This window comes from Pseudomonas sp. LBUM1679 (assembly GCF_059695565.1).
The window spans coordinates 1,062,627-1,087,798 of sequence record NZ_CP166774.1; the positions used below are offsets into that span (position 1 = coordinate 1,062,627).

At 59.8% G+C, this 25,172-nt stretch carries 25 protein-coding genes; 18 read left to right on the top strand and 7 right to left on the bottom strand.

Features of this window, described 5'->3' with window-relative positions:
- Positions 1 to 221: 221 nt before the first annotated feature.
- Both ACA062_RS04825 and ACA062_RS04830 read right to left on the bottom strand, forming a co-directional pair.
- Positions 222 to 725: a L,D-transpeptidase family protein gene (locus ACA062_RS04825; RefSeq protein ID WP_497455431.1), complete on the bottom strand. Its 504-nt coding sequence runs from the start codon at positions 723 to 725 to the stop codon at positions 222 to 224.
- Between the two features lie 52 nt (positions 726 to 777).
- Positions 778 to 1,329, bottom strand: coding sequence for an NUDIX hydrolase (locus ACA062_RS04830; protein WP_497455432.1), 552 nt, complete (start codon positions 1,327 to 1,329; stop codon positions 778 to 780).
- A gap of 146 nt (positions 1,330 to 1,475) precedes the next feature.
- Between ACA062_RS04830 and ACA062_RS04835 the strand changes: the two genes are divergently transcribed.
- The 4 genes from ACA062_RS04835 to purT all read left to right on the top strand — a co-directional run bounded on the left by ACA062_RS04835 (position 1,476) and on the right by purT (position 4,283).
- The gene (locus ACA062_RS04835) at positions 1,476 to 2,075 is read left to right on the top strand and encodes a CoA pyrophosphatase (protein WP_497455433.1); all 600 of its coding nucleotides are present in this window, start codon (positions 1,476 to 1,478) and stop codon (positions 2,073 to 2,075) included.
- 66 nt (positions 2,076 to 2,141) lie between these two features.
- A complete protein-coding gene (locus tag ACA062_RS04840; RefSeq protein ID WP_497455434.1) occupies positions 2,142 to 2,666 on the top strand; it encodes a gamma carbonic anhydrase family protein in 525 nt (174 codons plus the stop codon).
- Entirely contained in the window at positions 2,663 to 2,878 is a 216-nt protein-coding gene (locus tag ACA062_RS04845) for a DUF1289 domain-containing protein (RefSeq protein ID WP_497455435.1), read from the top strand. Before ACA062_RS04840 ends, ACA062_RS04845 begins: the two co-directional genes overlap by 4 nt.
- Before the next feature lie 223 nt (positions 2,879 to 3,101).
- Positions 3,102 to 4,283 (top strand): formate-dependent phosphoribosylglycinamide formyltransferase, encoded by a 1,182-nt coding sequence (gene purT, locus ACA062_RS04850; RefSeq protein ID WP_497455436.1) that lies wholly within the window; start codon positions 3,102 to 3,104, stop codon positions 4,281 to 4,283.
- 114 nt (positions 4,284 to 4,397) lie between these two features.
- On the opposite strand, the gene ACA062_RS04855 is transcribed toward purT, so the two are convergent.
- From ACA062_RS04855 to ACA062_RS04865, 3 genes are all read right to left on the bottom strand, one after another.
- Positions 4,398 to 5,714, bottom strand: coding sequence for an MFS transporter (locus ACA062_RS04855; protein ID WP_497455437.1), 1,317 nt, complete (start codon positions 5,712 to 5,714; stop codon positions 4,398 to 4,400).
- A gap of 254 nt (positions 5,715 to 5,968) precedes the next feature.
- The gene (locus tag ACA062_RS04860) at positions 5,969 to 7,213 is read right to left on the bottom strand and encodes a transporter associated domain-containing protein (RefSeq protein WP_497455438.1); all 1,245 of its coding nucleotides are present in this window, start codon (positions 7,211 to 7,213) and stop codon (positions 5,969 to 5,971) included.
- A 12-nt stretch (positions 7,214 to 7,225) separates the two neighbouring features.
- Positions 7,226 to 8,038, bottom strand: a complete 813-nt coding sequence (locus ACA062_RS04865; RefSeq protein ID WP_497455439.1) for a cytochrome C assembly family protein — start codon at positions 8,036 to 8,038, stop codon at positions 7,226 to 7,228.
- A gap of 195 nt (positions 8,039 to 8,233) precedes the next feature.
- Between ACA062_RS04865 and ffh the strand changes: the two genes are divergently transcribed.
- The 11 genes from ffh to ACA062_RS04920 all read left to right on the top strand — a co-directional run bounded on the left by ffh (position 8,234) and on the right by ACA062_RS04920 (position 18,910).
- Positions 8,234 to 9,610: a signal recognition particle protein gene (gene ffh, locus ACA062_RS04870; RefSeq protein ID WP_007897558.1), complete on the top strand. Its 1,377-nt coding sequence runs from the start codon at positions 8,234 to 8,236 to the stop codon at positions 9,608 to 9,610.
- Between the two features lie 249 nt (positions 9,611 to 9,859).
- The gene (gene rpsP / locus ACA062_RS04875; protein ID WP_010463010.1) at positions 9,860 to 10,111 is read left to right on the top strand and encodes a 30S ribosomal protein S16; all 252 of its coding nucleotides are present in this window, start codon (positions 9,860 to 9,862) and stop codon (positions 10,109 to 10,111) included.
- A gap of 5 nt (positions 10,112 to 10,116) precedes the next feature.
- Positions 10,117 to 10,653 (top strand): ribosome maturation factor RimM, encoded by a 537-nt coding sequence (gene rimM, locus ACA062_RS04880; RefSeq protein ID WP_497455440.1) that lies wholly within the window; start codon positions 10,117 to 10,119, stop codon positions 10,651 to 10,653.
- Positions 10,635 to 11,408: a tRNA (guanosine(37)-N1)-methyltransferase TrmD gene (trmD, locus tag ACA062_RS04885; RefSeq protein ID WP_191626332.1), complete on the top strand. Its 774-nt coding sequence runs from the start codon at positions 10,635 to 10,637 to the stop codon at positions 11,406 to 11,408. Before rimM ends, trmD begins: the two co-directional genes overlap by 19 nt.
- A gap of 45 nt (positions 11,409 to 11,453) precedes the next feature.
- The gene (rplS, locus tag ACA062_RS04890; protein ID WP_003175895.1) at positions 11,454 to 11,804 is read left to right on the top strand and encodes a 50S ribosomal protein L19; all 351 of its coding nucleotides are present in this window, start codon (positions 11,454 to 11,456) and stop codon (positions 11,802 to 11,804) included.
- A gap of 182 nt (positions 11,805 to 11,986) precedes the next feature.
- Positions 11,987 to 12,883, top strand: coding sequence for a site-specific tyrosine recombinase XerD (gene xerD, locus ACA062_RS04895; protein WP_150746864.1), 897 nt, complete (start codon positions 11,987 to 11,989; stop codon positions 12,881 to 12,883).
- Positions 12,884 to 13,146: 263 nt separating this feature from the next.
- Complete coding sequence (gene dsbC / locus ACA062_RS04900) at positions 13,147 to 13,878, top strand: bifunctional protein-disulfide isomerase/oxidoreductase DsbC (protein WP_392891086.1); 732 nt, start codon at positions 13,147 to 13,149, stop codon at positions 13,876 to 13,878.
- 133 nt (positions 13,879 to 14,011) lie between these two features.
- The gene (locus ACA062_RS04905; protein ID WP_401363821.1) at positions 14,012 to 15,316 is read left to right on the top strand and encodes a homoserine dehydrogenase; all 1,305 of its coding nucleotides are present in this window, start codon (positions 14,012 to 14,014) and stop codon (positions 15,314 to 15,316) included.
- Positions 15,317 to 15,421: 105 nt separating this feature from the next.
- On the top strand, positions 15,422 to 16,831 hold the full coding sequence (gene thrC / locus ACA062_RS04910; protein WP_497455441.1) for a threonine synthase: 1,410 nt from the start codon (positions 15,422 to 15,424) through the stop codon (positions 16,829 to 16,831).
- A gap of 131 nt (positions 16,832 to 16,962) precedes the next feature.
- Entirely contained in the window at positions 16,963 to 18,309 is a 1,347-nt protein-coding gene (locus ACA062_RS04915; protein ID WP_497455442.1) for a transporter substrate-binding domain-containing protein, read from the top strand.
- Positions 18,310 to 18,622: 313 nt separating this feature from the next.
- Entirely contained in the window at positions 18,623 to 18,910 is a 288-nt protein-coding gene (locus ACA062_RS04920; RefSeq protein ID WP_497455443.1) for a DUF3509 domain-containing protein, read from the top strand.
- Positions 18,911 to 19,081: 171 nt separating this feature from the next.
- Here ACA062_RS04920 and ACA062_RS04925 read toward each other — a convergent pair whose 3' ends face one another.
- Positions 19,082 to 20,023, bottom strand: a complete 942-nt coding sequence (locus ACA062_RS04925; protein WP_497455444.1) for a TIGR02285 family protein — start codon at positions 20,021 to 20,023, stop codon at positions 19,082 to 19,084.
- Complete coding sequence (locus ACA062_RS04930) at positions 20,004 to 21,203, bottom strand: CaiB/BaiF CoA transferase family protein (protein ID WP_497455445.1); 1,200 nt, start codon at positions 21,201 to 21,203, stop codon at positions 20,004 to 20,006. Before ACA062_RS04930 ends, ACA062_RS04925 begins: the two co-directional genes overlap by 20 nt.
- 147 nt (positions 21,204 to 21,350) lie before the next feature.
- Here ACA062_RS04930 and ACA062_RS04935 point away from each other — a divergent pair, with 147 nt between their 5' ends.
- From ACA062_RS04935 to ACA062_RS04945, 3 genes are all read left to right on the top strand, one after another.
- The gene (locus ACA062_RS04935; protein ID WP_497455446.1) at positions 21,351 to 21,893 is read left to right on the top strand and encodes a YaeQ family protein; all 543 of its coding nucleotides are present in this window, start codon (positions 21,351 to 21,353) and stop codon (positions 21,891 to 21,893) included.
- Between the two features lie 66 nt (positions 21,894 to 21,959).
- Entirely contained in the window at positions 21,960 to 23,669 is a 1,710-nt protein-coding gene (gene recJ, locus ACA062_RS04940) for a single-stranded-DNA-specific exonuclease RecJ (RefSeq protein WP_497455447.1), read from the top strand.
- A gap of 269 nt (positions 23,670 to 23,938) precedes the next feature.
- Positions 23,939 to 25,045 (top strand): NADH:flavin oxidoreductase/NADH oxidase, encoded by a 1,107-nt coding sequence (locus tag ACA062_RS04945; RefSeq protein WP_497455448.1) that lies wholly within the window; start codon positions 23,939 to 23,941, stop codon positions 25,043 to 25,045.
- Positions 25,046 to 25,172 lie beyond the last annotated feature (127 nt).

Sequence of the window (25,172 nt, forward strand, 5' to 3'; positions counted from 1 at the left end):
GGGTTTTTTATTGCCTTGAATTTGATCGCGGCCCCTGTAGGAGCTGTCGAGTGAAACGAGGCTGCGATCTTTTGATCTTGCTCTTTAAAAAACAACGTCAAAAGATCGCAGCCTCGTTTCACTCGACAGCTCCTACGCTCCACGAAGCGGTGAGATAGAATTAAGGGGCCGCTTCGCCCCTTTGCCGACACACAAGCTCCTTTGGCAGAGAGAGGGCGTCGTTACGGACGAATCTCGATCATCGTGCCATCCGGCACCAGTCCCCAGACTTCGCGCATGTCCATGTTGCGCATGGCGATGCAGCCGTCGGTCCAGTCCAGGGTGTGAAACAGGTCTTCGGGGTTGTCTTCGGTATCCGGGGTGCCGTGGATCATGATCATGCCGCCGGGCTCGACGCCTTCGCGCCGGGCGCGGGCGGCGTCGCTGATGTTCGGGTAGGAAATATGCATCGACAGGTTGAAACGGTCGCTGGTCTTGCGCCAGTCCACCCAATAAAATCCTTCAGGCGTGCGTTTGTCGCCTTCCATGAGTTTCGGGCCGACCGGTCTTTTACCCAAGGAAATGCGATAGGTCCTGAGCGGCTTGCCATCGTTGATCAGTTGCAGTTGATGGGCCGACTTGAGCACCAGGACTTTTTCGACGACTTTGCCATCCAGGGTTTCCGCCGTGGAGGCCTGGGAAATAGCGACGAACGACATGCAAAACACGGCAAGCAACCAGCGCATTGAAACGATATCCCTGAAAGGTGTCGCGACTATTTTATTTATAGATGGTTTTTTAACGGATAGCAGGTTGAGCGAGCGGCGGGATCGATTCGGACCGCACGGGGTAGGTCTCGGTCCGCCGGTCTGCGAAGTAGCATTCTAGGGTACGGCCTACCGTACGGAAAGCCAGCTCGGACCAAGGGATATCGGCCTCTTCGAACAGTGCCACCTCCAGGCTTTCGGGGCCGGCGGCAAAATCCAGGTCCACCAGCTCCGCACGAAAGAACACGTGCACCTGACTGATGTGCGGCACGTCGATCAAGGTATAGATGCACAGGTCACGCACCCGGGCGCAGGCTTCCTCGGCGGTCTCGCGAATCGCCGCCTGCTCGATGGTTTCACCGTTCTCCATGAAGCCTGCGGGCAGGGTCCAGTAACCGAGCCTTGGCTCGATGGCGCGTCGGCACAGCAATACCTTCGAGCCCCAGACCGGCACGCAACCGGCGACGATATTGGGGTTCTGGTAATGAATCGCGTGACAGCTATCGCAGACATAACGCAGGCGCGAATCGCCTTCTGGGATGCGCTGGGTGACCGGGTTGCCGCACTGACTGCAAAATTTCATGCTTGGGTTCCTGAATGCTGTGCCTATCTTGGCGTGCGGCGGTGTCAGTCGGCAAGTTGTCGTTTAGCGACATGCTGCGGTTATGGGGTTGGGCGGTCGGTTCGATTGGTGCATGATGCAAGGTAGAGAATAAGTCGAGAAGTCTCATGCTGGACGAGCTACTGCATCGAGTAAGCAACCACACCCCACGCACACTGGAAACCGATAAGCGTTTTCCTGAGGCCGCGGTCCTGGTGCCCATCACTCGCAGTGATGAACCGGAACTGGTTCTGACCCTGCGCGCCAGCGGGCTCTCGACCCATGGCGGCGAAGTCGCTTTCCCCGGTGGTCGCCGCGACCCCGAAGACCCGGACCTTGTGTTCACTGCCCTGCGCGAAGCTGAAGAAGAAATCGGCCTGCCGCCGGGGCTGGTCGAAGTGATCGGCCCGCTGAGTCCGCTGATCTCCCTGCATGGCATCAAGGTCACGCCCTATGTCGGGGTGATTCCGGACTTCGTCGACTATCAGGCCAACGATGCCGAGATTGCCGCGGTGTTCAGCGTACCCCTGGAGTTCTTCCGCAAGGATCCTCGGGAACATACCCATCGCATCGATTACCAGGGCCGCAGTTGGTACGTGCCGAGTTATCGTTATGGCGAATACAAGATCTGGGGCCTGACCGCGATCATGATCGTGGAGTTGATCAACCTGCTGTATGACGCCAAAATCAGTCTGCACCAACCGCCCAAGAGTTTTACCGACACCTGAAGCCATCGTTCGAAATGGCCGAACCTTTTTTGCAAGTGAGCCTGCCTGAGCCTCGAGGGAACAAAGATGAAATATCGCCTGGGCGACGCCCGCGTCGAAACCCATCCACAGAGCTGGGTCGCACCCAACGCCGTGCTGGTCGGCAAGGTCAAGCTGGAAGAGGGCGCCAACGTCTGGTTCAACGCCGTGCTGCGTGGCGACAATGAATTGATTCTGATCGGCAAGAACAGCAACGTGCAGGATGGCACGGTGATGCACACCGACATGGGCTACCCGCTGACCATTGGCACCGGTGTGACCATTGGCCACAACGCCATGCTCCACGGTTGCACGGTTGGTGACTACAGCCTGATCGGGATTAACGCGGTGATTCTCAACGGCGCGAAAATCGGCAAGTACTGCATCATCGGCGCCAACTCGCTGATTGGCGAAGGCAAGGAAATTCCGGACGGCTCGTTGGTCATGGGGTCGCCCGGCAAGGTGGTGCGCGAGTTGACCGAAGCGCAGAAGCAGATGCTGGAGGCCAGTGCCGCTCACTACGTGCATAACGCTCAGCGTTACGCCCGCGATCTGGCTGAGCAGGAACAATGAACACCCCCGAACGCCCGGTCCGATCGCCCTGTGTGAATATCTGCGCACTGGACGACGATGACATCTGCACCGGGTGCCAGCGCACGGTGGAAGAGATCACGCGCTGGAGCCGGATGGACAACGAGGAGCGCCGCAAGGTGTTGGGCTTGTGTCATGAGCGGGCCAAGTCGAGTGGGTTGCTCTGGATGATCGGCAAAACCCCGGGTCCATAACATCAAAAGATCGCAGCCTGCGGCAGCTCCTGCAAGGTGTACGCAATCCTATGTAGGAGCTGCCGCAGGTTCGGGCCGCGTTCGGACGATCTTTTGATCTTGGGTTTGGCTGATCGTCAGCTGAAGCCAAACCCTGCGGTTCATGTAAAATGCCGCGCTTTCTCCCCATGGGAAGCGCGCTTTCGCTGCAACCCTCGATGATCCGCTCCATAGAGGACCTGAGATGACCCGTATCGGAACTCCATTGTCGCCAACCGCGACCCGCGTCTTGCTGTGTGGCTGTGGTGAGTTGGGCAAGGAAGTGGTGATCGAGCTGCAACGCCTGGGCGTTGAAGTGATTGCCGTGGATCGCTATGCCAACGCGCCGGCCATGCAGGTTGCGCATCGCAGTCACGTGATCAACATGCTCGACGGCGCTGCCCTGCGTGCCGTGATCGAGGCCGAGAAGCCGCACTTCATCGTGCCGGAAATCGAAGCCATCGCCACCGCGACCCTGGTCGAGCTGGAAGCCGAAGGCTTCACCGTGATCCCGACTGCGCGCGCCACGCAGCTGACCATGAACCGCGAAGGCATCCGTCGCCTGGCCGCCGAAGAGCTGGATCTGCCGACCTCGCCGTACCATTTCGCCGACACCTTCGAAGATTACAGCAAGGCTATCGAAGACTTGGGTTTCCCCTGTGTGGTCAAACCGGTCATGAGTTCCTCGGGCAAGGGCCAGAGCCTGCTGCGCAGCGCCGATGACGTGAAAACCGCGTGGGATTACGCTCAAGAAGGCGGCCGTGCCGGTAAAGGTCGGGTGATCATCGAAGGCTTCATCGACTTCGACTACGAAATTACCCTGTTGACCGTGCGTCACGTTGGCGGCACGACGTTCTGCGCGCCCGTCGGCCATCGCCAGGAGAAGGGCGACTACCAGGAATCCTGGCAACCACAGGCCATGAGCCCGGTGGCCCTGGCGGAATCCGAGCGCGTGGCCAAAGCGGTTACTGAAGCCTTGGGTGGCCGTGGTCTGTTTGGTGTCGAGCTGTTCATCAAGGGCGATCAGGTGTGGTTCAGCGAAGTGTCGCCGCGCCCGCATGACACCGGTCTGGTGACCCTGATTTCCCAGGACCTGTCGCAGTTCGCCCTGCATGCACGGGCGATCCTGGGCCTGCCGATTCCGTTGATCCGTCAGTTCGGGCCTTCGGCTTCGGCGGTGATTCTGGTGGAAGGGCAATCGACCCAGACCGCTTTCGCCAACCTGGGCGCTGCGTTGAGCGAGCCGGACACGGCGTTGCGCCTGTTCGGCAAGCCTGAGGTCAATGGTCAGCGTCGGATGGGGGTGGCGTTGGCGCGGGATGAGTCGATTGAAGCGGCTCGTGCCAAGGCTACCCGCGCTTCTCAGGCTGTTGTTGTAGAGCTGTAAACCGAGGCGCGGCCATCGCGGGCAAGCCCGCTCCCACAGGGTTTTCGGGTGTGCACAAAATTTGTGACCCACCGAAGATCTTGTGGGAGCGGGCTTGCCCGCGATGGCGGCCTGTCAGGCCACCCGATTCAGATCGTTGTGACGCGTCTCCTTCAGGCACAACACCGCTATCAAGCTCAACACCGCCGCCCCCGACACATACCCGCCGACATAACTCAGCCCCCCCATCGCCACCAGTTTCTGCGCAAAGAACGGCGCCGCCGAGGCCCCGACGATCCCGCCGAGGTTGTAGGCTGCCGATGCCCCGGTATAACGCACATGAGTCGGAAACAGCTCCGGCAGCAGCGCCCCCATCGGCGCGAAGGTCACGCCCATCAGAAACAACTCGATGCACAGGAACAGCGCCACACTCCACGTTGACCCTTGGGTCAGCAGCGGTTCCATCAGGAATCCGGACAGAATCGCCAGCACGCCACCGATGATCAGCACCGGTTTGCGCCCGTAACGGTCGCTGGCCCAGGCCGACAATGGCGTAGCCGCGGCCATGAACAGGACCGCGAAGCACAACAGCGCAAGGAAGGTTTCGCGGGTGTAGCCGAGTGTCGACACGCCATAGCTCAACGAAAACACGGTCGAGATGTAGAACAGCGCGTAACACACCACCATCGACCCGGCACCCAACAGCATGGGCGCCCAGTATTGGCTTAACAGCTCCACCAGCGGAATCTTCACCCGTTCCTGGCGAGCCATGGCATTGGCGAACACCGGCGTTTCGTGGAGCTTGAGGCGCACGTACAGCCCGACCATCACCAGCGCGGCACTGAGCAGGAACGGAATCCGCCAGCCCCACGAACGAAACTGTTCGTCGTCCAGGGTCATGGCGAGGGTCAGGAACAGTCCGTTGGCCGCGAGAAAGCCGATCGAAGGGCCGAGCTGCGGGAACATGCCGAACCAGGCGCGCTTGCCTTTGGGCGCGTTCTCCGTCGCCAGTAGCGCTGCGCCGCCCCATTCACCCCCCAATCCCAGGCCCTGGCCGAAGCGCAGCAAGCAGAGCAGGATCGGCGCCCAGGCCCCGATGCTGTCGTAACCCGGCAGTACGCCGATCAGCGTGGTGCATACGCCCATCAGCAGCAGGGAGGCCACCAGGGTCGATTTGCGCCCGATGCGGTCACCGAAGTGGCCGAACAGCGCCGAACCCAGCGGTCGGGCCAGGAAGGCGATACCGAAGGTCAGGAACGCCGACAGCATCTGCGCGGTGCCGGAGGTCTGCGGAAAGAACACCGGGCCGATCACCAGCGCTGCCGCGGTGGCATAGACGTAGAAGTCGTAGAATTCGATGGCGGTACCGATGAAGCTCGCGGTGGCCACCCGGGTGGCGGAGTTCGTCGGTTGCGCAGGCGTGGTGCCGTTGTAAGTCGTGCTGGTCGTCATGCGGTTATCCCTGACAGTCATGTGCCCCAGTGGAGCGAATTATTATGGTCGAACACCCAGGGATGTGGGTTTTAACGCAGCGTGCGGATAGCACAGGGGGTGGGGCGGGGCTTGGGTAAGCGGATCGATTATAGGAAGGTGGCTAACGATTCAACAAGGGTGGGAACCCCGAAAAGATCGCAGCCTGCGGCAGCTCCTACAGGGGAACGCATTCCAGATGTAGGAGCTGCCGCAGGCTGCGATCTTTTTACAATCTAACGAATGGGCACAGTGGCTGGGAGGGTACTGGTATGCCAGATCAACACGCGCGTAACGCGGTTGTCCTCGGTTTCGAGGATTTCCAGCCGATACCGCCCGATCTTCAGGCACACCGCGCGCTCGGGAATCGTCTCCAGCGCCTCGGTGACCAAGCCGTTGAGGGTTTTCGGGCCATCACTGGGCAGGTGCCAGCCGAGGCTCTTGTTCAGATCGCGAATCGACGCCGCGCCATCGATCACCAGGCGTCCATCTGCCTGGGGATGGATATGCGGGTTATCCAGGCTGTGCTGGCTTTCGAACTCGCCGACGATTTCTTCGAGAATGTCTTCCAGGGTCACGATGCCGAGCACTTCGCCGTACTCGTCGACCACCATGCCCAGGCGTCGCTGCTGTTTGTGGAAATTAAGCAATTGCAGTTGCAGCGGTGTGCTTTCAGGCACGAAGTACGGCTCGTGACTGGCCGCCAGCAGCGATTCCAGGGTCAGGCTGCCGTCGGGCAGCAAGTGGCGGATCTGCCGGGTGTTGAGCACCGCTTCGACCTGGTTGATATCGCTATGGAACACCGGCAGGCGCGTGCGTTTGTTGTAGCGCAGTTGTTCGATGATGTCCGGGAGGGAGTCGTCGAGGTTGATCCCGTCGACGTCACTGCGCGGAACCAGAATGTCGTTGACCGTGATGTTGTCCAGCGCGTGGATACCCGAGAGCGGGTGCGGGCGGCAAACGGCGTGTTCGTGATCGTCGTGTCTATCGTTCGGCGCTTCGTCTTCGCTCTGTTGCACCACGTTGGCTTTGCGGGCGAACGGTCGCATCAGCAACTGGCTGATGCCATTGAGCAGCCAGGCGGCCGGGTAGATGATTTTCAGTGGTGCGCCAAGCAAGGTGTTGCCCAGCGCCAGGACCGCGTCCGGGTAGCGAACGGCGAGGGTGCGTGGCAGGTAGTCGGCGAACACCAGCAGGATGGCGCCGGCCCCGACGCAAGCGACCCATGGACCGTTCTCGGCCCAGGTAAAAATCGCCAGCAACGTGCTGATGACCACCACCAGCGCGCGGCACAGGGTGTTGCAGAGGATCAGGCTGTTCAGCGGGAAGTTTAGTTTCGCCACGGGTTTGTCGCTGGAGCGCGAGGCGGTGCGCTGGGCCAGCAAATATTGTTGCGCCGCTTCGATGGCGGTAAACAGCCCCGACCATAAAATCAGCAGGGCCATGACTGCAAGCATCGGCCCTATGGGCAATTCGTCCATTAATGCCGCCCGTCAGATGTGCAGGATGTATTCACGGACCAGCTTGCTGCCGAAGTACGCCAGCATCAGCAGGCAGAAACCGGCGAGGGTCCAGCGAATGGCCTTGTGTCCGCGCCAGCCCAGGCGGTTGCGGCCCCAGAGCAGCACGCTGAAGACAATCCAGGCCAGGCACGCCAGCAAGGTCTTGTGCACCAGGTGCTGGGCGAACAGGTTGTCGACGAACAGCCAGCCGGAGATCAGCGACAACGACAACAGGGTCCAGCCCGCCCAGAGGAAGCCGAACAGCAGGCTTTCCATGGTTTGCAGCGGCGGAAAGTTCTTGATCAGCCCGGACGGGTGTTTGTGCTTGAGTTGATGGTCCTGAACCAGCAACAGCAACGCCTGGAACACCGCAATGGTGAACATGCCGTAGGCGAGGATCGACAGCAGGATGTGGGCGAGGATGCCTGGCTCCTCGTCGATGATCTGCACCGTGCCGGCGGGGGCGAACTGCGCGAGCAACACGGTCGCCAGGCCCAGCGGGAACAGCAATATCAGCAGGTTCTCCACCGGAATCCGCGAGCAGGCCAGCAGGGTCAGGGCAATGACCGCCGCGGCGATCAGGCTGGCGGCGCTGAAAAAATCCAGGCCCAGGCCGATCGGCGTCAACAGATGGGTGAACAGGCTGGCGCCATGGGCCAGCACGGCCAGCACGCCGAGCGTGACCAGCAGGCGCTTGTTCGCCTTGGCGCCGGTGGCCAGACGAGTGCCCTGATAGAGGGTCGCAGCGGCATACAAGCAGGCGGCGGCGAGAGTGGTAAGCAAACTGGGTGACAAGGGGAGCATAAATCCTGTTAGGCAAGCCCGAAAGGCGCTGAGTTTGGCATAGAACCCACGCGTCACGAAAGTGCGAGGTGTCCGCCAGACGCAGTCTTCGCTATAATCCGCGACCTGCCCACGCCGCAGGCTCGCCGAGCACATGTTGATTCCGGTCTGGGCCGCCATTATCCCGGTCTACACAGGGCCTGAAAGGATCGCGCAATGTTTGAAAACTTAACCGACCGTCTCTCGCAGACGCTGCGCCATGTCACCGGCAAGGCCAAGCTGACCGAGGACAACATCAAAGACACCCTGCGTGAAGTGCGCATGGCGTTGCTCGAAGCCGACGTCGCCTTGCCGGTGGTCAAAGACTTCGTCAACTCGGTCAAGGAACGCGCCGTCGGCACCGAGGTGTCGCGCAGCCTGACGCCGGGCCAGGCCTTCGTGAAGATTGTCCAGGCCGAACTCGAAAGCCTGATGGGCGCGGCCAACGAAGATTTGAACCTGAGTGCCGTGCCGCCTGCCGTCGTGCTGATGGCCGGTTTGCAGGGGGCGGGTAAAACCACCACCGCCGGCAAACTCGCGCGCTTCCTTAAAGAGCGCAAGAAAAAGTCGGTCATGGTCGTCTCCGCGGACGTTTACCGTCCGGCGGCGATCAAACAGCTGGAAATGCTTGCCGGTGAAGTCGGTGTTACCTTCTTCCCGTCCGACCTGAGCCAGAAGCCGGTCGAGATCGCGCAAGCGGCTATTAAAGAAGCGAAACTGAAATTCATCGACGTGGTCATCGTCGATACCGCCGGTCGCCTGCACATCGATGAAGAGATGATGGGCGAGATCAAGGCGCTGCATGCCGCGATCAACCCGGTGGAAACCCTGTTCGTGGTCGACGCCATGACCGGACAGGATGCCGCCAACACGGCCAAGGCCTTTGGCGACGCGCTGCCGCTGACCGGTGTGATCCTGACCAAGGTCGACGGCGACGCCCGTGGCGGTGCCGCCCTGTCGGTCCGTGCCATCACCGGCAAGCCGATCAAGTTCATCGGTATGGGCGAGAAGAGCGAAGCCCTCGAACCGTTCCACCCTGAGCGTATCGCGTCGCGCATCCTCGGCATGGGCGACGTGCTCAGCCTGATCGAGCAGGCCGAGCAGACCCTCGACAAGGACAAGGCCGACAAGCTGGCCAAGAAGCTGAAGAAGGGCAAGGGCTTCGACCTCGAAGACTTCCGCGATCAGCTGCAACAGATGAAAAACATGGGCGGCCTCGGTGGCCTCATGGACAAACTGCCGAACATCGGCGGTGTGAACCTGGCGCAAATGGGCAATGCCCAGGGCGCGGCAGAGAAGCAATTCAAGCAGATGGAAGCCATCATCAATTCCATGACCCCGGCCGAGCGCCGCGACCCTGAGCTGATCAGCGGTTCGCGCAAACGTCGGATCGCCATGGGTTCCGGCACCCAGGTGCAGGACATCGGTCGCTTGATCAAGCAACACAAGCAGATGCAGAAGATGATGAAGAAATTCTCCGCAAAAGGCGGAATGGCCAAAATGATGCGCGGCATGGGCGGTATGTTGCCCGGCGGCGGCATGCCGAAAATGTAAAGAATCTGCGCAAGGGCTTGCTCTTGCGCTGCCCACAGCAATGTGGGAACTCCAGCAAACCCGCACTTGGCGGGAGCTGACTGGCCGTTTTCAACGACGGCTCTATAGCAAATCTGGATGACGACCGAAAGGCCGTCGGAAAAAGACATTTGCAAAAGTCCGGATATTCCTTAGAATATGCGGCCTTTCGGGCACCTATGCCCGCTGTGCCTTTAGATTTGCAGCACCGACTACAGGAACGATGTTCACATGCTAACAATCCGTCTTGCCCTTGGCGGCTCCAAAAAGCGCCCGTTTTACCACTTGACCGTAACCGACAGCCGCAACCCGCGCGACGGTTCGCACAAGGAACAGGTTGGTTTCTTCAACCCTGTTGCTCGTGGTCAAGAAGTTCGTCTGTCCGTGAACCAAGAGCGCGTAGCCTACTGGCTGAGCGTTGGTGCACAACCTTCTGAGCGCGTAGCTCAGTTGTTGAAGGATGCATCTAAGGCTGCGGCCTGAGCAATATGAACGCGACGCCAGCCATTGCTGATGATTTGATCGTTATCGGCAAGATTTATTCTGTTCATGGCGTTCGCGGCGAAGTGAAGGTTTATTCCTTTACTGATCCGACTGAAAACCTGTTGCAGTACAAAACCTGGACGCTCAAGCGCGAAGGCGATGTGAAACAGGTCGAGCTGGTCAGCGGACGCGGGAATGACAAATTCCTGGTCGCAAAGCTCAAGGGTCTTGATGATCGTGAAGAAGCTCGTCTTCTGGCCGGTTATGAGATCTGCGTGCCGCGCAACCTGTTCCCTGAATTGACCGACGGCGAGTACTACTGGTACCAGCTGGAAGGTCTGAAGGTTATTGATCAACTCGGGCAATTGCTCGGGAAAATCGATCATCTTCTGGAAACCGGCGCCAATGATGTAATGGTGGTCAAGCCTTGCGCTGGCAGCCTGGATGATCGCGAACGCCTGTTGCCCTATACGGAGCAATGCGTGTTGGCCGTCGACCTTGCCGCAGGCGAGATGAAGGTGGAATGGGATGCGGACTTCTAAACGTGGCTAACCTGCGCGTAGAAGTGATCAGTTTGTTTCCCGAGATGTTCTCCGCCATCAGCGAGTACGGCATCACCAGTCGGGCGGTGAAACAGGGGCTGTTGCAGCTCACCTGTTGGAATCCGCGAGACTACACGACGGATCGACATCACACTGTGGACGATCGCCCGTTTGGCGGTGGCCCGGGCATGGTGATGAAGATCAAGCCCCTGGAAGATGCTCTGGTTCAGGCCAAGGCAGCAGCCGGGGAGGCGGCGAAGGTGATTTACCTGTCCCCCCAAGGCCGTCAACTGACTCAGTCGGCGGTACGCGAGTTGGCGAATCTGGATGCATTGATCCTGATTGCCGGCCGCTATGAAGGCATTGACGAGCGTTTTATTGAAGCTCATGTCGATGAAGAGTGGTCGATTGGCGACTATGTACTGTCTGGCGGCGAGCTGCCGGCGATGGTCCTGATCGATGCGGTTACACGACTGCTGCCTGGAGCTTTAGGGCATGCGGACTCCGCCGAGGAAGATTCCTTTACGGATGGTTTGCTGGATTGCCCGCACTACACCCGACCGGAGGTGTATGCGGATCAGCGTGTTCCCGACGTATTGCTAAGTGGCAATCACGCGCATATCCGGCGTTGGCGTTTACAGCAGTCCCTTGGTCGGACCTTTGAACGACGCGCCGATCTTCTGGAAAGCCGCTCGCTTTCTGGAGAAGAGAAGAAGCTGCTCGAGGAATACATCCGCGAGCGGGACGATAGTTAACAACGTATCGATGGTAGATCCGACGATTTACCTTAGGAGCACAGCATGACTAACAAAATCATCCTTGCACTCGAAGCAGAGCAGATGACCAAAGAGATCCCTACCTTTGCCCCGGGCGACACCATTGTCGTTCAGGTGAAAGTGAAGGAAGGCGACCGTTCGCGTCTGCAAGCGTTCGAAGGTGTTGTTATCGCCAAGCGTAACCGCGGCGTAAACAGTGCTTTCACCGTGCGTAAAATCTCCAACGGTGTTGGCGTAGAGCGTACTTTCCAGACCTACAGCCCGCAAATCGACAGCATGGCCGTTAAACGTCGCGGTGACGTACGTAAAGCCAAGCTGTACTACCTGCGTGACCTGTCCGGTAAAGCAGCTCGCATCAAGGAAAAACTGGCTTAAGTCCAGCTTCCGATGCAGAAAAAAGCAGCCTGCGGGCTGCTTTTTTGTTGCCTGCGATTTACTTGTGGGAGCGTGGCTTGCCCGCGAATCGATCTACCAGGCAACGCGTTGACATCAGGTTCTGTAAAGCCCCAGCAGTCTATGAAAGACTTACCGACAGTTTTCCAGTCACCTGAGCCTTTATGCCCGCCATCGATCATCCCTTGATAGACCAGTTCCTCGACGCGTTATGGCTGGAAAAAGGCCTGTCCGACAACACCCGCGACGCCTATCGCAGCGACCTGGCCCTGTTCAACGGCTGGTTGCAGGAGAAAGGCCTGGAGCTGATCAATGCCGGGCGCGAGTTGATCCTCGATCACCTGGCCTGGCGTCTGGAGCAAAACTACAAACCCCGCTCCACCGCGCGATTTCTCTCTGGCGTGCGTGGCTTCTATCGCTATTTGCTGCGGGAAAAGCTGATCGCTGTCGATCCGACCTTGCGCGTCGATATGCCTCAGCTCGGCAGGCCATTGCCCAAATCCCTGTCGGAAGCCGATGTGGAGGCGCTGCTCAAGGCACCGGACTTGAGCGAAGCCATCGGCCAGCGCGACCGCGCCATGCTCGAAGTGCTGTATGCCTGCGGTTTGCGGGTGACGGAGCTGATCAGCCTGACCCTGGAGCAGGTCAATCTGCGCCAGGGCGTGCTGCGGGTGATGGGCAAGGGTAGTAAGGAGCGACTGGTGCCGATGGGCGAGGAGGCGATCGTCTGGGTCGAACGCTACCTGCGCGATGGCCGTAACGAGCTGCTGGGCGGGCGTCCGAGTGATGTCATGTTCCCCAGTCAGCGCGGCGAGCAGATGACCCGCCAGACCTTCTGGCACCGGATCAAGCACCAGGCCAAGGTCGCCGGGATCGGCAAGTCGCTGTCGCCACACACGCTGCGTCACGCCTTCGCCACGCACCTGCTCAACCACGGCGCCGACCTGCGGGTGGTGCAGATGCTGCTGGGCCACAGCGATTTGTCCACCACCCAGATCTACACCCACGTCGCCCGCGCCCGATTGCAGGACCTGCACGCCAAACACCACCCGCGCGGCTGACCTGTCTGCAATCTGCTTTTGGTGGGAGCGAGCTTGCTCGCGATTGCGGTGTGTCCGTAAAAGATGTGCCGACTGACACACCGCAATCGCGAGCAAGCTCGCTCCCACAGTGAATTGCGCTGTCCCAATGTCTTGCGTCAGGCGCATTCGGCCACAGGGGCCTTATGTGGTAGGCTTTGCCGGTTTGCACGATGGGCGATTATGACCCGGTGTTTCGGCACGGGCGTTCTGATCGTCCCATTTGTCCGCCTTCAGGAGTTCTCATGCGTCTGACCCAGATTTTCGCCGCCGCAGCCATTGCGTTGGTCAGCACCTTTGCCGTCGCCGATGACGCGGCCGACAAAGCCATTCGTAAAAGCCTGGAAAACCTCCAGCTCGAAGTCCCGGTAGAAAGCATCTCCGCCAGTCCCCTGCCAGGTCTGTACGAAGTCAGGCTTCAAGGCAGCCGCGTGCTCTACGCCAGCGCCGATGGCCAATACGTGGTTCAGGGCTACATGTTCCAGCTCAAGGACGGCAAGCCGGTCAACCTGACCGAGAAGACCGAACGCCTGGGCGTGTCCAAGCTGGTCAACGCGATTCCGGTAGCGGAAACCGTGGTTTACCCGGCGATCGGCGAAACCAAATCGCACATCACCGTGTTCACCGATACCACTTGCCCGTATTGCCACAAACTGCACGCCGAAGTGCCTGAGCTGAACAAGCGCGGCATCGAAGTGCGCTACGTGGCGTTCCCGCGCCAGGGCCTGGGGTCGCCGGGTGACGAACAGCTGCAAGCGGTCTGGTGCTCGAAAGACAAGAAGGCCGCCATGGACAAAATGGTCGATGGCAAGGAGATCAAGGCCGCCAAGTGCGATAACCCGGTTTCCAAACAGTTCGCCCTCGGTCAGTCGATCGGCGTGAACGGCACACCGGCCATCGTTTTGGCTGATGGCCAGGTCATTCCGGGCTACCAGCCAGCGCCACAAGTCGCCAAACTGGCACTGGGTGCGAAATAAAGTTCGTATCGTCACGGTCAGCCTTTGACGATCATGGTCGGGCGGTCATCCGCCTGACCATTAATAGAGAACCGCGACTATGCGGTTGTTTTCACGGCCGGCCTCGAGTCGGCCGTTTTATGGGGAGTTCACAGTGAAACCGGTCAAAGTAGGCATCTGTGGGTTAGGGACCGTCGGTGGCGGTACCTTCAACGTACTTCAGCGCAACGCCGAGGAAATTGCTCGTCGTGCCGGGCGTGGAATCGAAGTGGCACAAATTGCCATGCGCACGCCAAAGCCTCAGTTCCAAACGACCGGTATTGCGATTACCAACGATGTGTTCGAAGTGGCCACGAACCCTGAGATCGACATCGTCATAGAGCTGGTGGGCGGCTACACCGTTGCCCGTGAGCTGGTACTCAAGGCCATCGAGAATGGCAAGCATGTGGTCACCGCGAACAAGGCACTGATCGCCGTTCACGGTAATGAGATTTTCGCCAAGGCTCGCGAGAAGGGTGTGATCGTCGCGTTCGAAGCGGCCGTGGCCGGTGGCATTCCGGTGATCAAGGCGATCCGCGAAGGCCTGTCCGCCAACCGTATCAACTGGGTGGCCGGCATCATCAACGGCACCGGTAACTTCATCCTTACCGAAATGCGCGAAAAGGGCCGGACCTTCGAAGACGTACTGGCCGAGGCGCAAGCCCTGGGTTACGCTGAAGCCGATCCGACTTTCGACGTCGAAGGCATCGACGCAGCCCACAAGCTGACGATCCTCGCGTCCATCGCGTTCGGTATCCCGCTGCAATTCGACAAGGCTTACACCGAAGGCATCACCAAGTTGACCACCGCTGACGTGAACTACGCCGAAGCGCTGGGTTATCGCATCAAGCACCTCGGCGTGGCACGCAGCACTTCTGCCGGCATTGAACTGCGCGTGCACCCGACGCTGATCCCGGCTGATCGCCTGCTTGCCAACGTCAACGGCGTGATGAACGCGGTGATGGTCAACGGTGACGCTGCCGGTTCGACCCTGTTCTACGGCGCGGGCGCTGGCATGGAGCCGACAGCTTCGTCGGTGATCGCCGACCTGGTGGACGTGGTTCGCGCCATGACCTCCGACCCGGAAAACCGCGTGCCGCACCTGGCCTTCCAGCCGGATTCGCTGTCGGCTCACCCGATCCTGCCGATCGAAGCCTGCGAAAGCTCCTACTACCTGCGCATTCAGGCCAAGGACCATCCGGGCGTGTTGGCCCAGGTGGCGAGCATCTTGTCGGAGCGTGGCATCAACATCGAATCGATCATGCAGAAGGAAGTCGAAGAACACGACGGCCTGGTGCCGATGATTCTGTTGACTCACCGTGTGCTTGAACAGCGCATGAACGACGCGATCGCCGCCCTGGAAGCCTTGGCTGGCGTGGTCGGTCCGGTCGTACGGATCCGTGTCGAACACTTGAATTGAAACAGCGGCAAGCGGCAAGCTTCAAGCGGCAAGTTAAAGGCAGTTTGGCCGTTAACTTGTAGCTTGTAGCTTGCAACTTGTAGCTCAAACCGAAGGTTTGCCCCTATGCGCTATATCAGTACCCGCGGCCAGGCACCGGCCCTGAATTTCGAAGACGTCCTGCTGGCAGGTTTGGCCACTGACGGCGGCCTGTACGTGCCGGAAAGCCTGCCTCGTTTCACCCAGGAAGAAATCGCTTCCTGGGCTGGCCTGCCGTATCACGAACTGGCCTTTCGGGTGATGCGCCCGTTCGTGACTGGCAGCATCCCCGACGCCGATTTCAAAAAGATTCTCGAAGAGACTTACGGCGTGTTCTCGCACAACGCCGTGGCACCATTGCGTCAGCTGAACGGCAACGAATGGGTATTGGAGCTGTTCCACGGCCCGACCCTGGCGTTCAAGGACTTCGCCCTGCAACTGCTCGGTCGCCTGCTCGACTACGTGCTGGAAAAGCGCGGCGAGCGCGTGGTGATCGTCGGCGCCACCTCCGGTGATACCGGTTCGGCTGCCATCGAAGGCTGCAAGCACTGCGAAAACGTCGACATCTTCATCCTGCACCCGCACAACCGCGTGTCCGAAGTGCAGCGTCGCCAGATGACCACCATTTTCGGCGAGAACATCCACAACATCGCCATCGAAGGCAACTTCGATGACTGCCAGGAAATGGTCAAGGCCAGCTTCGCCGACCAGAGCTTCCTCAAGGGCACGCGCCTGGTAGCGGTGAACTCGATCAACTGGGCGCGGATCATGGCCCAGATCGTTTACTACTTCCACGCGGCCCTGCAGTTGGGCGGCCCAGCCCGCTCGGTATCGTTCTCGGTGCCGACCGGCAACTTCGGTGACATCTTCGCCGGCTACCTGGCACGCAACATGGGCCTGCCGATCAACCAGTTGATCGTCGCCACCAACCGCAACGACATCCTGCACCGCTTCATGAGCGGTAATCAGTACGTCAAGGAAACCCTGCACGCCACGCTGTCGCCGTCCATGGACATCATGGTCTCGTCGAACTTCGAACGTCTGTTGTTCGACCTGCACGGTCGCAACGGCGCGGCAATTGCCGGCCTGATGGACAACTTCAAGCAGGGTGGTGGTTTCAGCGTCGAACAGGAACGCTGGACCGAAGCCCGCAAGCTGTTCGACTCCCTGGCCGTGGATGACGCTCAAACCTGCGAAACCATCGCCGAAGTCTACGAGCAGACCGGTGAGCTGCTGGATCCGCACACAGCCATTGGCGTCAAGGCCGCGCGCGAATGCCGGCGCAGCCTGGATATTCCGATGGTGATCCTGGGCACGGCCCACCCGGTCAAATTCCCGGACGCCGTGGAAAAAGCCGGTGTAGGAAAAGCGCTTGAACTGCCTGTACATCTTGCTGATTTGTTTGAGCGAGATGAGCGCTGCACCGTTTTGCCGAATGACCTGAAAGCCGTGCAAGCCTTTGTCAGTCAGCATGGCAACCGCGGCAAGCCCCTGTAACCGGCATAAGCTGTCACATATAAAGCCCGTCTCCCGACGGGCTTTCGCGTTTCCGGGTGTCACACTTGCCGTGTTTCTACATGAAGAATCGCCCATCAAGGACAGGTGATTCGGTGACCAAGGAAGGGACAATGCTATTTTTCAGAGGATTGAAACCAGTCACGTGCTGGATGTTTTTGCTCAGCGCCATCGGCGTTGCGCATTGGGTGATGGCGACGCATCTGGCGACACCTGATCCCAAGGGCGCAGGCACGACGATCGGACTGAATGCTCAGGAGCGACAATGGATCGCCGAGCACCCGCGAGTCATCGTCGCGTCGAAGCACTTCCCGCTGTATCTGTTCAAGGACGAGTACGGTCAGTGGAGCGGGTTGTACAACGATGTGCTCAATCGCATCAGCGCCATGACCGGGCTGCAATTTGTGTATGAAGAGATGTTTTCCACCGAGCAAATGCTGGAGCAACTGGAAAGTGGCGCGGCGAATATGAGTACGACGCTGTCGATGAATGACGAGCGCAAGGCGTTTCTGGATTTCAGCCATGCGTTCGGTGGCGCAGGTTGGGTATTGGTCGGGCGGGTAGGGGAGCCACCGGTAGAATCTCTGCGGCAACTGTCACAGCAAGTGTTGGTGCTGCCGGCCAGGCATGCGCTTGAATCCATGATTCGCCGTGACTATCCAGCCATCGAATTGCGTTCGGTCAAGACCTACGCCGAGGCCCGGGCGCTGGTCGTAAGCGGCGAGGCCTATGCCACGATTGAAAATGAAATCGCGGCGCAGTTTTACCCGTCGGGACAGCTCGAGGTCGGGCAAGTGGTGGAAGGGCACTGGACCGCCGATTATCTGTCGGTAGGCAAAGGCCAGCCGCAGTTGTTAAGCATCCTCAACAAGGCGCTTGCAGCGTTTGCGCCTGCGGAGTTACGCGCCATTCGCCTGAAATGGTCCACTGGAAGTGCTCCGGTACAAGCGCCCACTGCCTGGCAGCGGCTCACGCAGTGGGGCTGGTGGGGCATGTTGGCGGTCGGCATATTCGCACTTTCGATATTCTGGAGTCGCCGGCGCAGGACCCTGATCCAGCAGCATCTGGAGGCCGAGACAGACCTTCGTGATCAGTTGGCCTTTCAGCATGCATTGATGGACGCCATGCCCGATCCGATGTTCGTTCGTGATCTGGAAGGACGGTTGATCATGTGCAACAAAAGTTATGAAGAAAGCTTGTCGACTCGTTTCGACCAGGTCAAGGGACGGCAATTGATCGAACTCGATACCTTGCCCAGGGAGACTGCCGAACGGCTGCATGCCGAGTTGATGGCGCAACTGGGTACTCGCAAGACGAGCTTCAGCCTGTGCCAGTTGTTATTCAAGAGTGGGCCCAGGGATATTTACCAGTGGACGGTGCCGCTTTACAGTGCAGACGGCAAGTTGCGCGGTCTGTTGGGTGGATGGAGCGATATCGGCAAGTGTAAAAAGCAGACGTGAGGCGGCTATCTTTGCACGTGCGCGCTTCTGCCCCGGCGTCCATGCGGCGACCACACCCCCCTGTAGGAGCTGTCGAGCGAAGCGAGGCTGCGATCTTTTGATCTTTTGATCTTTTGATCCTGCCGTTGCTTTGCTTCAACCATGGATCTGCGCCCTCTGTTTTGTCTTTGTCATCTTCGCCATGCATGCTCCATCAACCAGTGACGCCGATGCGTCTGCAATCGGCATCCAGAACTTTCCCCCGGGCCTAGTGGTCATTTACAGTGGACACGCCCCAGGCACTTTGTTTTCGGACTATTGAGTGGTGATCGAGATGGAAAGTATCAGTCTATTGCTCGGTGAGGCTCTGAGCCCGTATCAGGTGACGTTGACCCCATCGGGACCCCAGGGCAAATGCCTGGTGACCCTGAAAAATTCGACTGGCGCCATTGTGGTCGAACGGGAATTCAACCAGGCACAGTTGACCGATAAGCGTCAGCTGACGGATGTGGTCGACGGATTGCATCGCGATGTGCTGATTGCCGAAGGACGTCTGGAGCCCTGCGTTATCGCAGCGTTACGCAATGCTGCTCAGGGCAAGTCCCTGGCCAGCCGAAAATGAAATTGTCTTTTGTGGGAACCTTCCTGCTCCAAGGTCGGTCTGAGTATGTAACAGCAGGATCAAGCATTGTGCTCCGGTGCTTGTAGCTTGCTGTTACTGGTCTTTATGTAGGCCACGTTTAACCCCGAGTCGTCTCCCCACTTCTCGGGGTTTCTTTTTGTCCGCGATTTGTCATTGCCCGGCCTGCTGGCTGAAAAATGCCTTGCTGGCTTCCAGGTAGTCGCTGCGACTGTCCGGGTCCAGCCAGGCGGCATAGGCCTCGCTCAAGCGCTCGTGGGGCAGGTCGCGCAGCAGTTGGTTGATCTCGACGATGGCCTGGCGGCCCTGAGGGGTGTCAGTACAGCCGATGTAACCGGACAGGTATCGGCCCGTGCCGCGGATGGGGTAGAACTGCAATTCGTCTTCCGCCAGCCCCTGCTGCCGGGCCTGGTAGCGAATCTCCGAGCGGTACCCCAACAGCAGTCGCAAGCGTCCCAGGCGTTGCATCTGTAACAGGCTGCCCAACGCGTCGTTGCCGTAGTGGAGCGTCAGCGCATGGGCGGGTGCTTGTTTGAGCAGTGCATCGAGGTACTCGCCGTAGTTGCGCTCGGCAATGACTCCCAGCTTTTCGTCGCCGCTGGCCAGCAGGGCTGCCAGGTCCACTTCGCCGTCCTTGATAAAGGGCGTCAGTAGCTCCCGATCAACGCGCCGCACTGCCAGGCCATTACTGATGGCCCGAAAGACCGGGATGGAAAACGCCATCCAGCTGGCGCGTTCCTGGCTCCAGTTCAGCGCCGCATCGCACGTGAGGGCCGGCTCGCGGAGCATTTGCAAGCCGCGAGCGCGATTGACCCGCATCAGGGTGTGTTCGTATTGCGGCATGCGAGCGATCAGCAACGGCAGCAGTTGATCGATGACGCCCTGGCCTTTTTCCGGGCCTTCGAAAATCATCAGCGGTGGCAGGTCGCGCAACAGCCAGACCAGGGTTTCCTTGGGCTGCGCCCACGTCGACTGAGCCTGGCTGGCCAGCAAGAGGAAAACCGCGAATGCGCGCAGCGTTCGTCCGCCGCTCGACAGGCAGTGTTTGATGAGCCGCGCAGACAGGCGCTGTAGCTTAGATGGCGCCGTCTTCACGCAGCTTTGCGATCTGTTCCCTGTCGTAACCAAGGTCGTTCAGTACCTGCGCATTGTGTTCGCCCAGCTGCGGTCCGACCCATTCCGATGTGCCGGGTGTTTCTGAAAGTTTCGGCACGATCCCCGGCATCTTGAACTCCTTGCCGTCCGGCAGCTTGGCCTTGAGAAACATTTCCCTGGCCAGGTACTGCGGATCGCTGAACATGTCTTCGGCACTGAAGATCCTGCTGGCCGGTACATCAGCCTGATTCAACTGTTCGATGATGGCATCCAGTGGCAGCGAGTTGACCCAGCGATCAATCACCCCATAAATCTCGTCGCGACGGCTATCGCGCCCATCGTTGCTGGCCAATAGCGGGTCGTTGGCCAGGTCTTCCCGGCCAATGAGCAGCATGAAGCGTTTGAAAATGGCATCGCCATTGGCACCGATCTGCACATGTTTGCCGTCGGCGCTGGTGTGGATCGAAGAGGGGGTGATGCCGGGCATGATGTTACCGGTGCGTTCGCGGATGAAACCGAATACGTCGAACTCCGGGACCATGCTTTCCATCATGGCGAAGATCGCTTCATACAGCGCCACATCGACCACCTGGCCCAGGCCACCGTTGACTTCGCGATGACGCAGGGCCATCAGCGCGCCAATCACGCCCCAGAGTGCGGCAATCGAATCGCCGATGGAGATGCCGGTGCGCACCGGTGGTCGGTCTTCGAAACCGGTGATGTAGCGCAGGCCGCCCATGGACTCGCCGACGGCGCCAAACCCTGGTTGATCCTTCATCGGTCCGGTCTGACCGAATCCCGATAGACGCACCATCACCAGTTTCGGGTTCAGTGCGTGCAGGACTTCCCAGCCCAGGCCGAGTTTTTCCAGGACGCCGGGGCGAAAATTCTCGATCAGAATGTCCGCTTCGCCGAGCAGCTTTTTCAAAATCGCCAGACCGTCCGGATGCTTGAGGTTCAGCGTCAGGGACTTTTTGTTGCGAGCCTGGACGAACCACCACAGCGAGGTGCCTTCGTACAACTTGCGCCACTTGCGCAGGGGGTCACCACCGTCCGGGGATTCAATCTTGATCACTTCGGCACCGAATTCACCGCAGATTCGCGAGGCAAACGGCCCGGCGATCAAGGTGCCCAATTCAATGACTTTCAGACCTGAGAGCGGTTTGGCGGTGAACGGCATACTGGATCCTGTAGGACAAAGGCTTAACGGTAGAGCGTTTTAGCATAGCCCGGCGTCAGCCGCCCAAGGTTGATTCGCCTTCAATTCGTTGATTGCCTGTTGCATCGGTTAGACTTGCCGCCTTTCCACGTATCAAGAAGCCCGTTCATGGCCCAGCCGTCCACGACCTACAAGTTTGAACTGAACCTCACCGACCTCGACCGCAGCGTCTACGAGAGCGTTAAGCAGACCATCGCCCGTCACCCTTCGGAAACCGAAGAACGCATGACCGTGCGGCTGCTGGCCTACGCCTTCTGGTACAACGAGCAGCTGTCGTTTGGTCGCGGTCTGTCAGACGTCGATGAACCAGCCCTGTGGGAAAAGAGCCTGGATGACCGTGTCCTGCACTGGATCGAAGTCGGCCAGCCGGACGCCGATCGCCTGACCTGGTGCTCGCGCCGCACCGAGCGCACCAGCCTGCTGGCCTACGGCAGCCTGCGCGTCTGGGAAAGCAAAGTGATCCCGGCGATCAAGAACCTGAAAAACGTGCACATCGCCGCGGTACCCCAGGACGTCCTGGAGACCCTGGCCAAAGACATGCCACGCGTGATCAAGTGGGATGTGATGATCAGCGAAGGGACGATTTTCGTCACTGACGACCGTGGTCAGCACGAAGTGCAGTTGCAATGGCTGAGCGGCGAACGCGGCTGATCAATCTGCGCTGTACCGCATCAACCGGTTTTGTCCCACCTATCCAAGAGAAGCACCTTTCACCCCATGCGCATCGAACCTCGCCTGTTGCCCGACACCCTGCCATTCCTCGGTGATCTGCCGCCGCTGCTGACCCGTCTGTACGCAGCGCGGGGCGTACAGTCCGAAGCCGAGCTGGACAAGAGCCTGGCGCGGCTGATTCCGTTCCAGCGGCTGAAGGGCATCGAGGGCGCGGTGGATTTGCTGGTGGCGGCGCTGGAGCAGCGTCAGCGGATTCTGATCGTCGGTGACTTCGACGCCGATGGTGCCACGGCCAGTACCGTGGGCATGTTGGGGTTGCAGCTGTTGGGCGCGGCACACGTCGACTACCTGGTGCCGAACCGCTTCGAATACGGTTACGGCCTGACCCCGGAAATCGTCGAAGTCGCACTGACCCGCGAGCCTCAACTGCTGATTACCGTGGATAACGGCATCTCCAGCGTCGAAGGCGTGGCGGCGGCAAAAAAGGCCGGGCTCAAGGTGCTGGTCACTGATCACCACTTGCCTGGCGACGAGCTGCCGCTGGCCGATGCCATCGTCAATCCCAACCAGCCGGGTTGTGAGTTCCCGAGCAAGGCGCTGGCCGGTGTCGGGGTGATTTTCTATGTGTTGATGGCCTTGCGCGCGCGTTTACGCAGCCTCGGCTGGTACGCGAGCACGCCGCAGCCGAATATCGGCGAGTTACTGGATCTGGTGGCCCTCGGCAGCGTCGCCGACGTGGTGCCGCTGGATGCCAACAACCGGATTCTGGTACATCAGGGCCTGGAACGCATTCGCGCCGGACGTGCCCGACCGGGGATCAAGGCGATCCTCGAAGTGGCCAAGCGTGACCCTGCGCGCATTACCTCCACCGATCTGGGGTTCATTGTCGGGCCACGCCTGAACGCCGCCGGTCGGCTGGATGACATGAGCCTGGGCATCGAATGCCTGCTCACCGAAGACGTCGGACTTGCGCGTGAAATGGCCGCACAGCTCGACGGCATGAACCAGGATCGCAAATCCATCGAGCAGGGCATGCAGCGTGAGGCGCTGGCCCAGCTCAAGGACTTGCCGGTGGAATCGATGCCGTTCGGTTTGTGCCTGTTCGATCCCGAGTGGCACCAGGGTGTCATCGGCATCCTGGCCTCGCGAATGAAAGAACGCTATTTCCGTCCGACCATCGCCTTTGCCGATGCCGGCGATGGCCTGCTCAAGGGCTCGGGGCGTTCGGTCCAGGGGTTTCATATTCGCGACGCCTTGAGTGTGGTGGCGGCGCAGCATCCGAATCTGATCAGCAAATACGGCGGCCATGCCATGGCGGCAGGCTTGACGCTGCCGGAAGCGAATTTTCCGTTGTTCGCCGAAGCCTTCGATGCCGAAGTCCGTCGGCAATTGCGCGAAGAGGATCTGACCGGTCGGCTGCTGTCGGACGGCACCCTGGCAGTCGAGGAGTTTCACCTGGAACTGGCCCGTGCCCTGCGTCATGCCGGTCCCTGGGGGCAGCACTTTCCGGAGCCGCTGTTTCATGGGGTGTTCCAGTTGGTCGAGCAGCGCGTCGTCGGCGAGCGGCACCTCAAGGTGGTGCTGAAAAGCGAATGTGGCTCGGTGAAACTCGATGGCATTGCCTTTGGCATCGACCGCGACATCTGGCCGAATCCGACCATCAAATGGGTGGAATTGGCGTACAAGCTCGACCTGAACGAGTTTCGCGGGAATGAGACGGTGCAGCTGATGATTGCCCACATCGAACCGCGTTGACCCCATCGCGGGCAAGCCCGCTCCCACAGGGATTGCACAAGTCCTGTGGGAGCGGGCTTGCCCGCGATAGCGATCTCCCTGACACCGAATTCATCTGAACCCTCCACCATCCCCCGATGTCGACTAGGCTCTAAGCACTGCTTGATAATCCTTGTGACGTCTTGTCGAATTTTTTGCCCGCGGGGGCGGGTGCTGCAGCTTTTTTTCCTGTCACTCGTCGACTTTCAAACAGAACCCTGGAGCCTGCCCACTGATTCGAGAGGTGCCCCATGAGTCTGCTGCTTGAACCCTATACCCTTCGCCAATTGACCTTGCTCAACCGCATTGCGGTCTCGCCAATGTGCCAGTACTCAAGCGTGGATGGCCTGGCCAATGACTGGCACCTGGTCCACCTTGGCAGCCGCGCTGTCGGCGGCGCCGGCCTGGTGTTTACCGAAGCCACGGCGGTCATGGCCGACGGACGGATCACCGCCGATGACCTCGGCCTGTGGAACGACGAACAGATCGAACCCCTGCAACGCATCACCCGCTTCATCACCGCTCAGGGCGCCGTCGCCGGCATTCAGTTGGCCCATGCCGGACGCAAGGCCAGCACTTACCGACCATGGCTGGGCAAGCATGGCAGCGTCAAACCCGATGAAGGTGGCTGGGTTCCGGTCGGCCCTTCGCCAATCGCTTTCGATCCCCAGCACACCCAACCCAGACAGCTTGATGAAGGCCAGATCGCCGAGGTCATCCAGGCCTTTGTCGACTCGGCCAAAAGAGCGCTGACCGCCGGTTTCAAAGTGGTGGAAATACACGCCGCTCACGGTTATCTGTTGCACCAGTTCCTGTCGCCCCTGAGTAATCAGCGACGCGATCAATATGGCGGTTCATTCGAGAATAGAATTCGGCTGGTGCTGCAAGTCACCGAGGCGGTGCGTGCGGTATGGCCCGAGGAGCTGCCGCTGTTTGTGCGGGTATCGGCCACCGATTGGGTGGAAGACGGCTGGAACCCCGATGAAACCGTCGAACTGGCGCGGCGCCTTCAGGCGTTGGGCGTGGACCTGATCGACGTGTCGTCGGGTGGTACGGCGGTCAACGCCGAGATTCCCACAGGGCCTGGATATCAGACCCGCTTCGCCGAACGTGTGCGCAAGGAGTCGGGCATTGCCACCGGCACGGTAGGCATGATTACCGAACCCGCTCAGGCCGAGCACATATTGCGCACCTGCCAGGCCGACATCATCTTCCTGGCTCGGGAACTGTTGCGCGATCCGTATTGGCCACTGCATGCCGATGACGACCTGGGCGGGCGCAAGGCCATCTGGCCGGCTCAGTATCAGCGGGCAACCCATCGGGAGCAGCCGACTCATGAGTCGGATTTGCGTGATTGAGTGAGGCTGTAAAACCAAAAAGCCCCGGTCGAGTTGACTGGGGCTTTTGTTTTTCTGTGCCGGGATAATTGTTGCCTGTTCAGCCGTCTTCGCGGGCAAGCCCGCTCCCACAGTTGACCTCATTCAT

Coding starts and splice junctions, on each gene's coding strand:
- ACA062_RS04825 (WP_497455431.1), bottom strand. CDS start 725: ATGCGCTGGTTGCTTGCCGTGTTTTGCATGTCGTTCGTCGCTATTTCC.
- ACA062_RS04830 (WP_497455432.1), bottom strand. CDS start 1,329: ATGAAATTTTGCAGTCAGTGCGGCAACCCGGTCACCCAGCGCATCCCA.
- ACA062_RS04835 (WP_497455433.1), top strand. CDS start 1,476: ATGCTGGACGAGCTACTGCATCGAGTAAGCAACCACACCCCACGCACA.
- ACA062_RS04840 (WP_497455434.1), top strand. CDS start 2,142: ATGAAATATCGCCTGGGCGACGCCCGCGTCGAAACCCATCCACAGAGC.
- ACA062_RS04845 (WP_497455435.1), top strand. CDS start 2,663: ATGAACACCCCCGAACGCCCGGTCCGATCGCCCTGTGTGAATATCTGC.
- purT (WP_497455436.1), top strand. CDS start 3,102: ATGACCCGTATCGGAACTCCATTGTCGCCAACCGCGACCCGCGTCTTG.
- ACA062_RS04855 (WP_497455437.1), bottom strand. CDS start 5,714: ATGACGACCAGCACGACTTACAACGGCACCACGCCTGCGCAACCGACG.
- ACA062_RS04860 (WP_497455438.1), bottom strand. CDS start 7,213: ATGGACGAATTGCCCATAGGGCCGATGCTTGCAGTCATGGCCCTGCTG.
- ACA062_RS04865 (WP_497455439.1), bottom strand. CDS start 8,038: ATGCTCCCCTTGTCACCCAGTTTGCTTACCACTCTCGCCGCCGCCTGC.
- ffh (WP_007897558.1), top strand. CDS start 8,234: ATGTTTGAAAACTTAACCGACCGTCTCTCGCAGACGCTGCGCCATGTC.
- rpsP (WP_010463010.1), top strand. CDS start 9,860: ATGCTAACAATCCGTCTTGCCCTTGGCGGCTCCAAAAAGCGCCCGTTT.
- rimM (WP_497455440.1), top strand. CDS start 10,117: ATGAACGCGACGCCAGCCATTGCTGATGATTTGATCGTTATCGGCAAG.
- trmD (WP_191626332.1), top strand. CDS start 10,635: ATGGGATGCGGACTTCTAAACGTGGCTAACCTGCGCGTAGAAGTGATC.
- rplS (WP_003175895.1), top strand. CDS start 11,454: ATGACTAACAAAATCATCCTTGCACTCGAAGCAGAGCAGATGACCAAA.
- xerD (WP_150746864.1), top strand. CDS start 11,987: ATGCCCGCCATCGATCATCCCTTGATAGACCAGTTCCTCGACGCGTTA.
- dsbC (WP_392891086.1), top strand. CDS start 13,147: ATGCGTCTGACCCAGATTTTCGCCGCCGCAGCCATTGCGTTGGTCAGC.
- thrC (WP_497455441.1), top strand. CDS start 15,422: ATGCGCTATATCAGTACCCGCGGCCAGGCACCGGCCCTGAATTTCGAA.
- ACA062_RS04915 (WP_497455442.1), top strand. CDS start 16,963: ATGCTATTTTTCAGAGGATTGAAACCAGTCACGTGCTGGATGTTTTTG.
- ACA062_RS04920 (WP_497455443.1), top strand. CDS start 18,623: ATGGAAAGTATCAGTCTATTGCTCGGTGAGGCTCTGAGCCCGTATCAG.
- ACA062_RS04930 (WP_497455445.1), bottom strand. CDS start 21,203: ATGCCGTTCACCGCCAAACCGCTCTCAGGTCTGAAAGTCATTGAATTG.
- ACA062_RS04935 (WP_497455446.1), top strand. CDS start 21,351: ATGGCCCAGCCGTCCACGACCTACAAGTTTGAACTGAACCTCACCGAC.
- recJ (WP_497455447.1), top strand. CDS start 21,960: ATGCGCATCGAACCTCGCCTGTTGCCCGACACCCTGCCATTCCTCGGT.
- ACA062_RS04945 (WP_497455448.1), top strand. CDS start 23,939: ATGAGTCTGCTGCTTGAACCCTATACCCTTCGCCAATTGACCTTGCTC.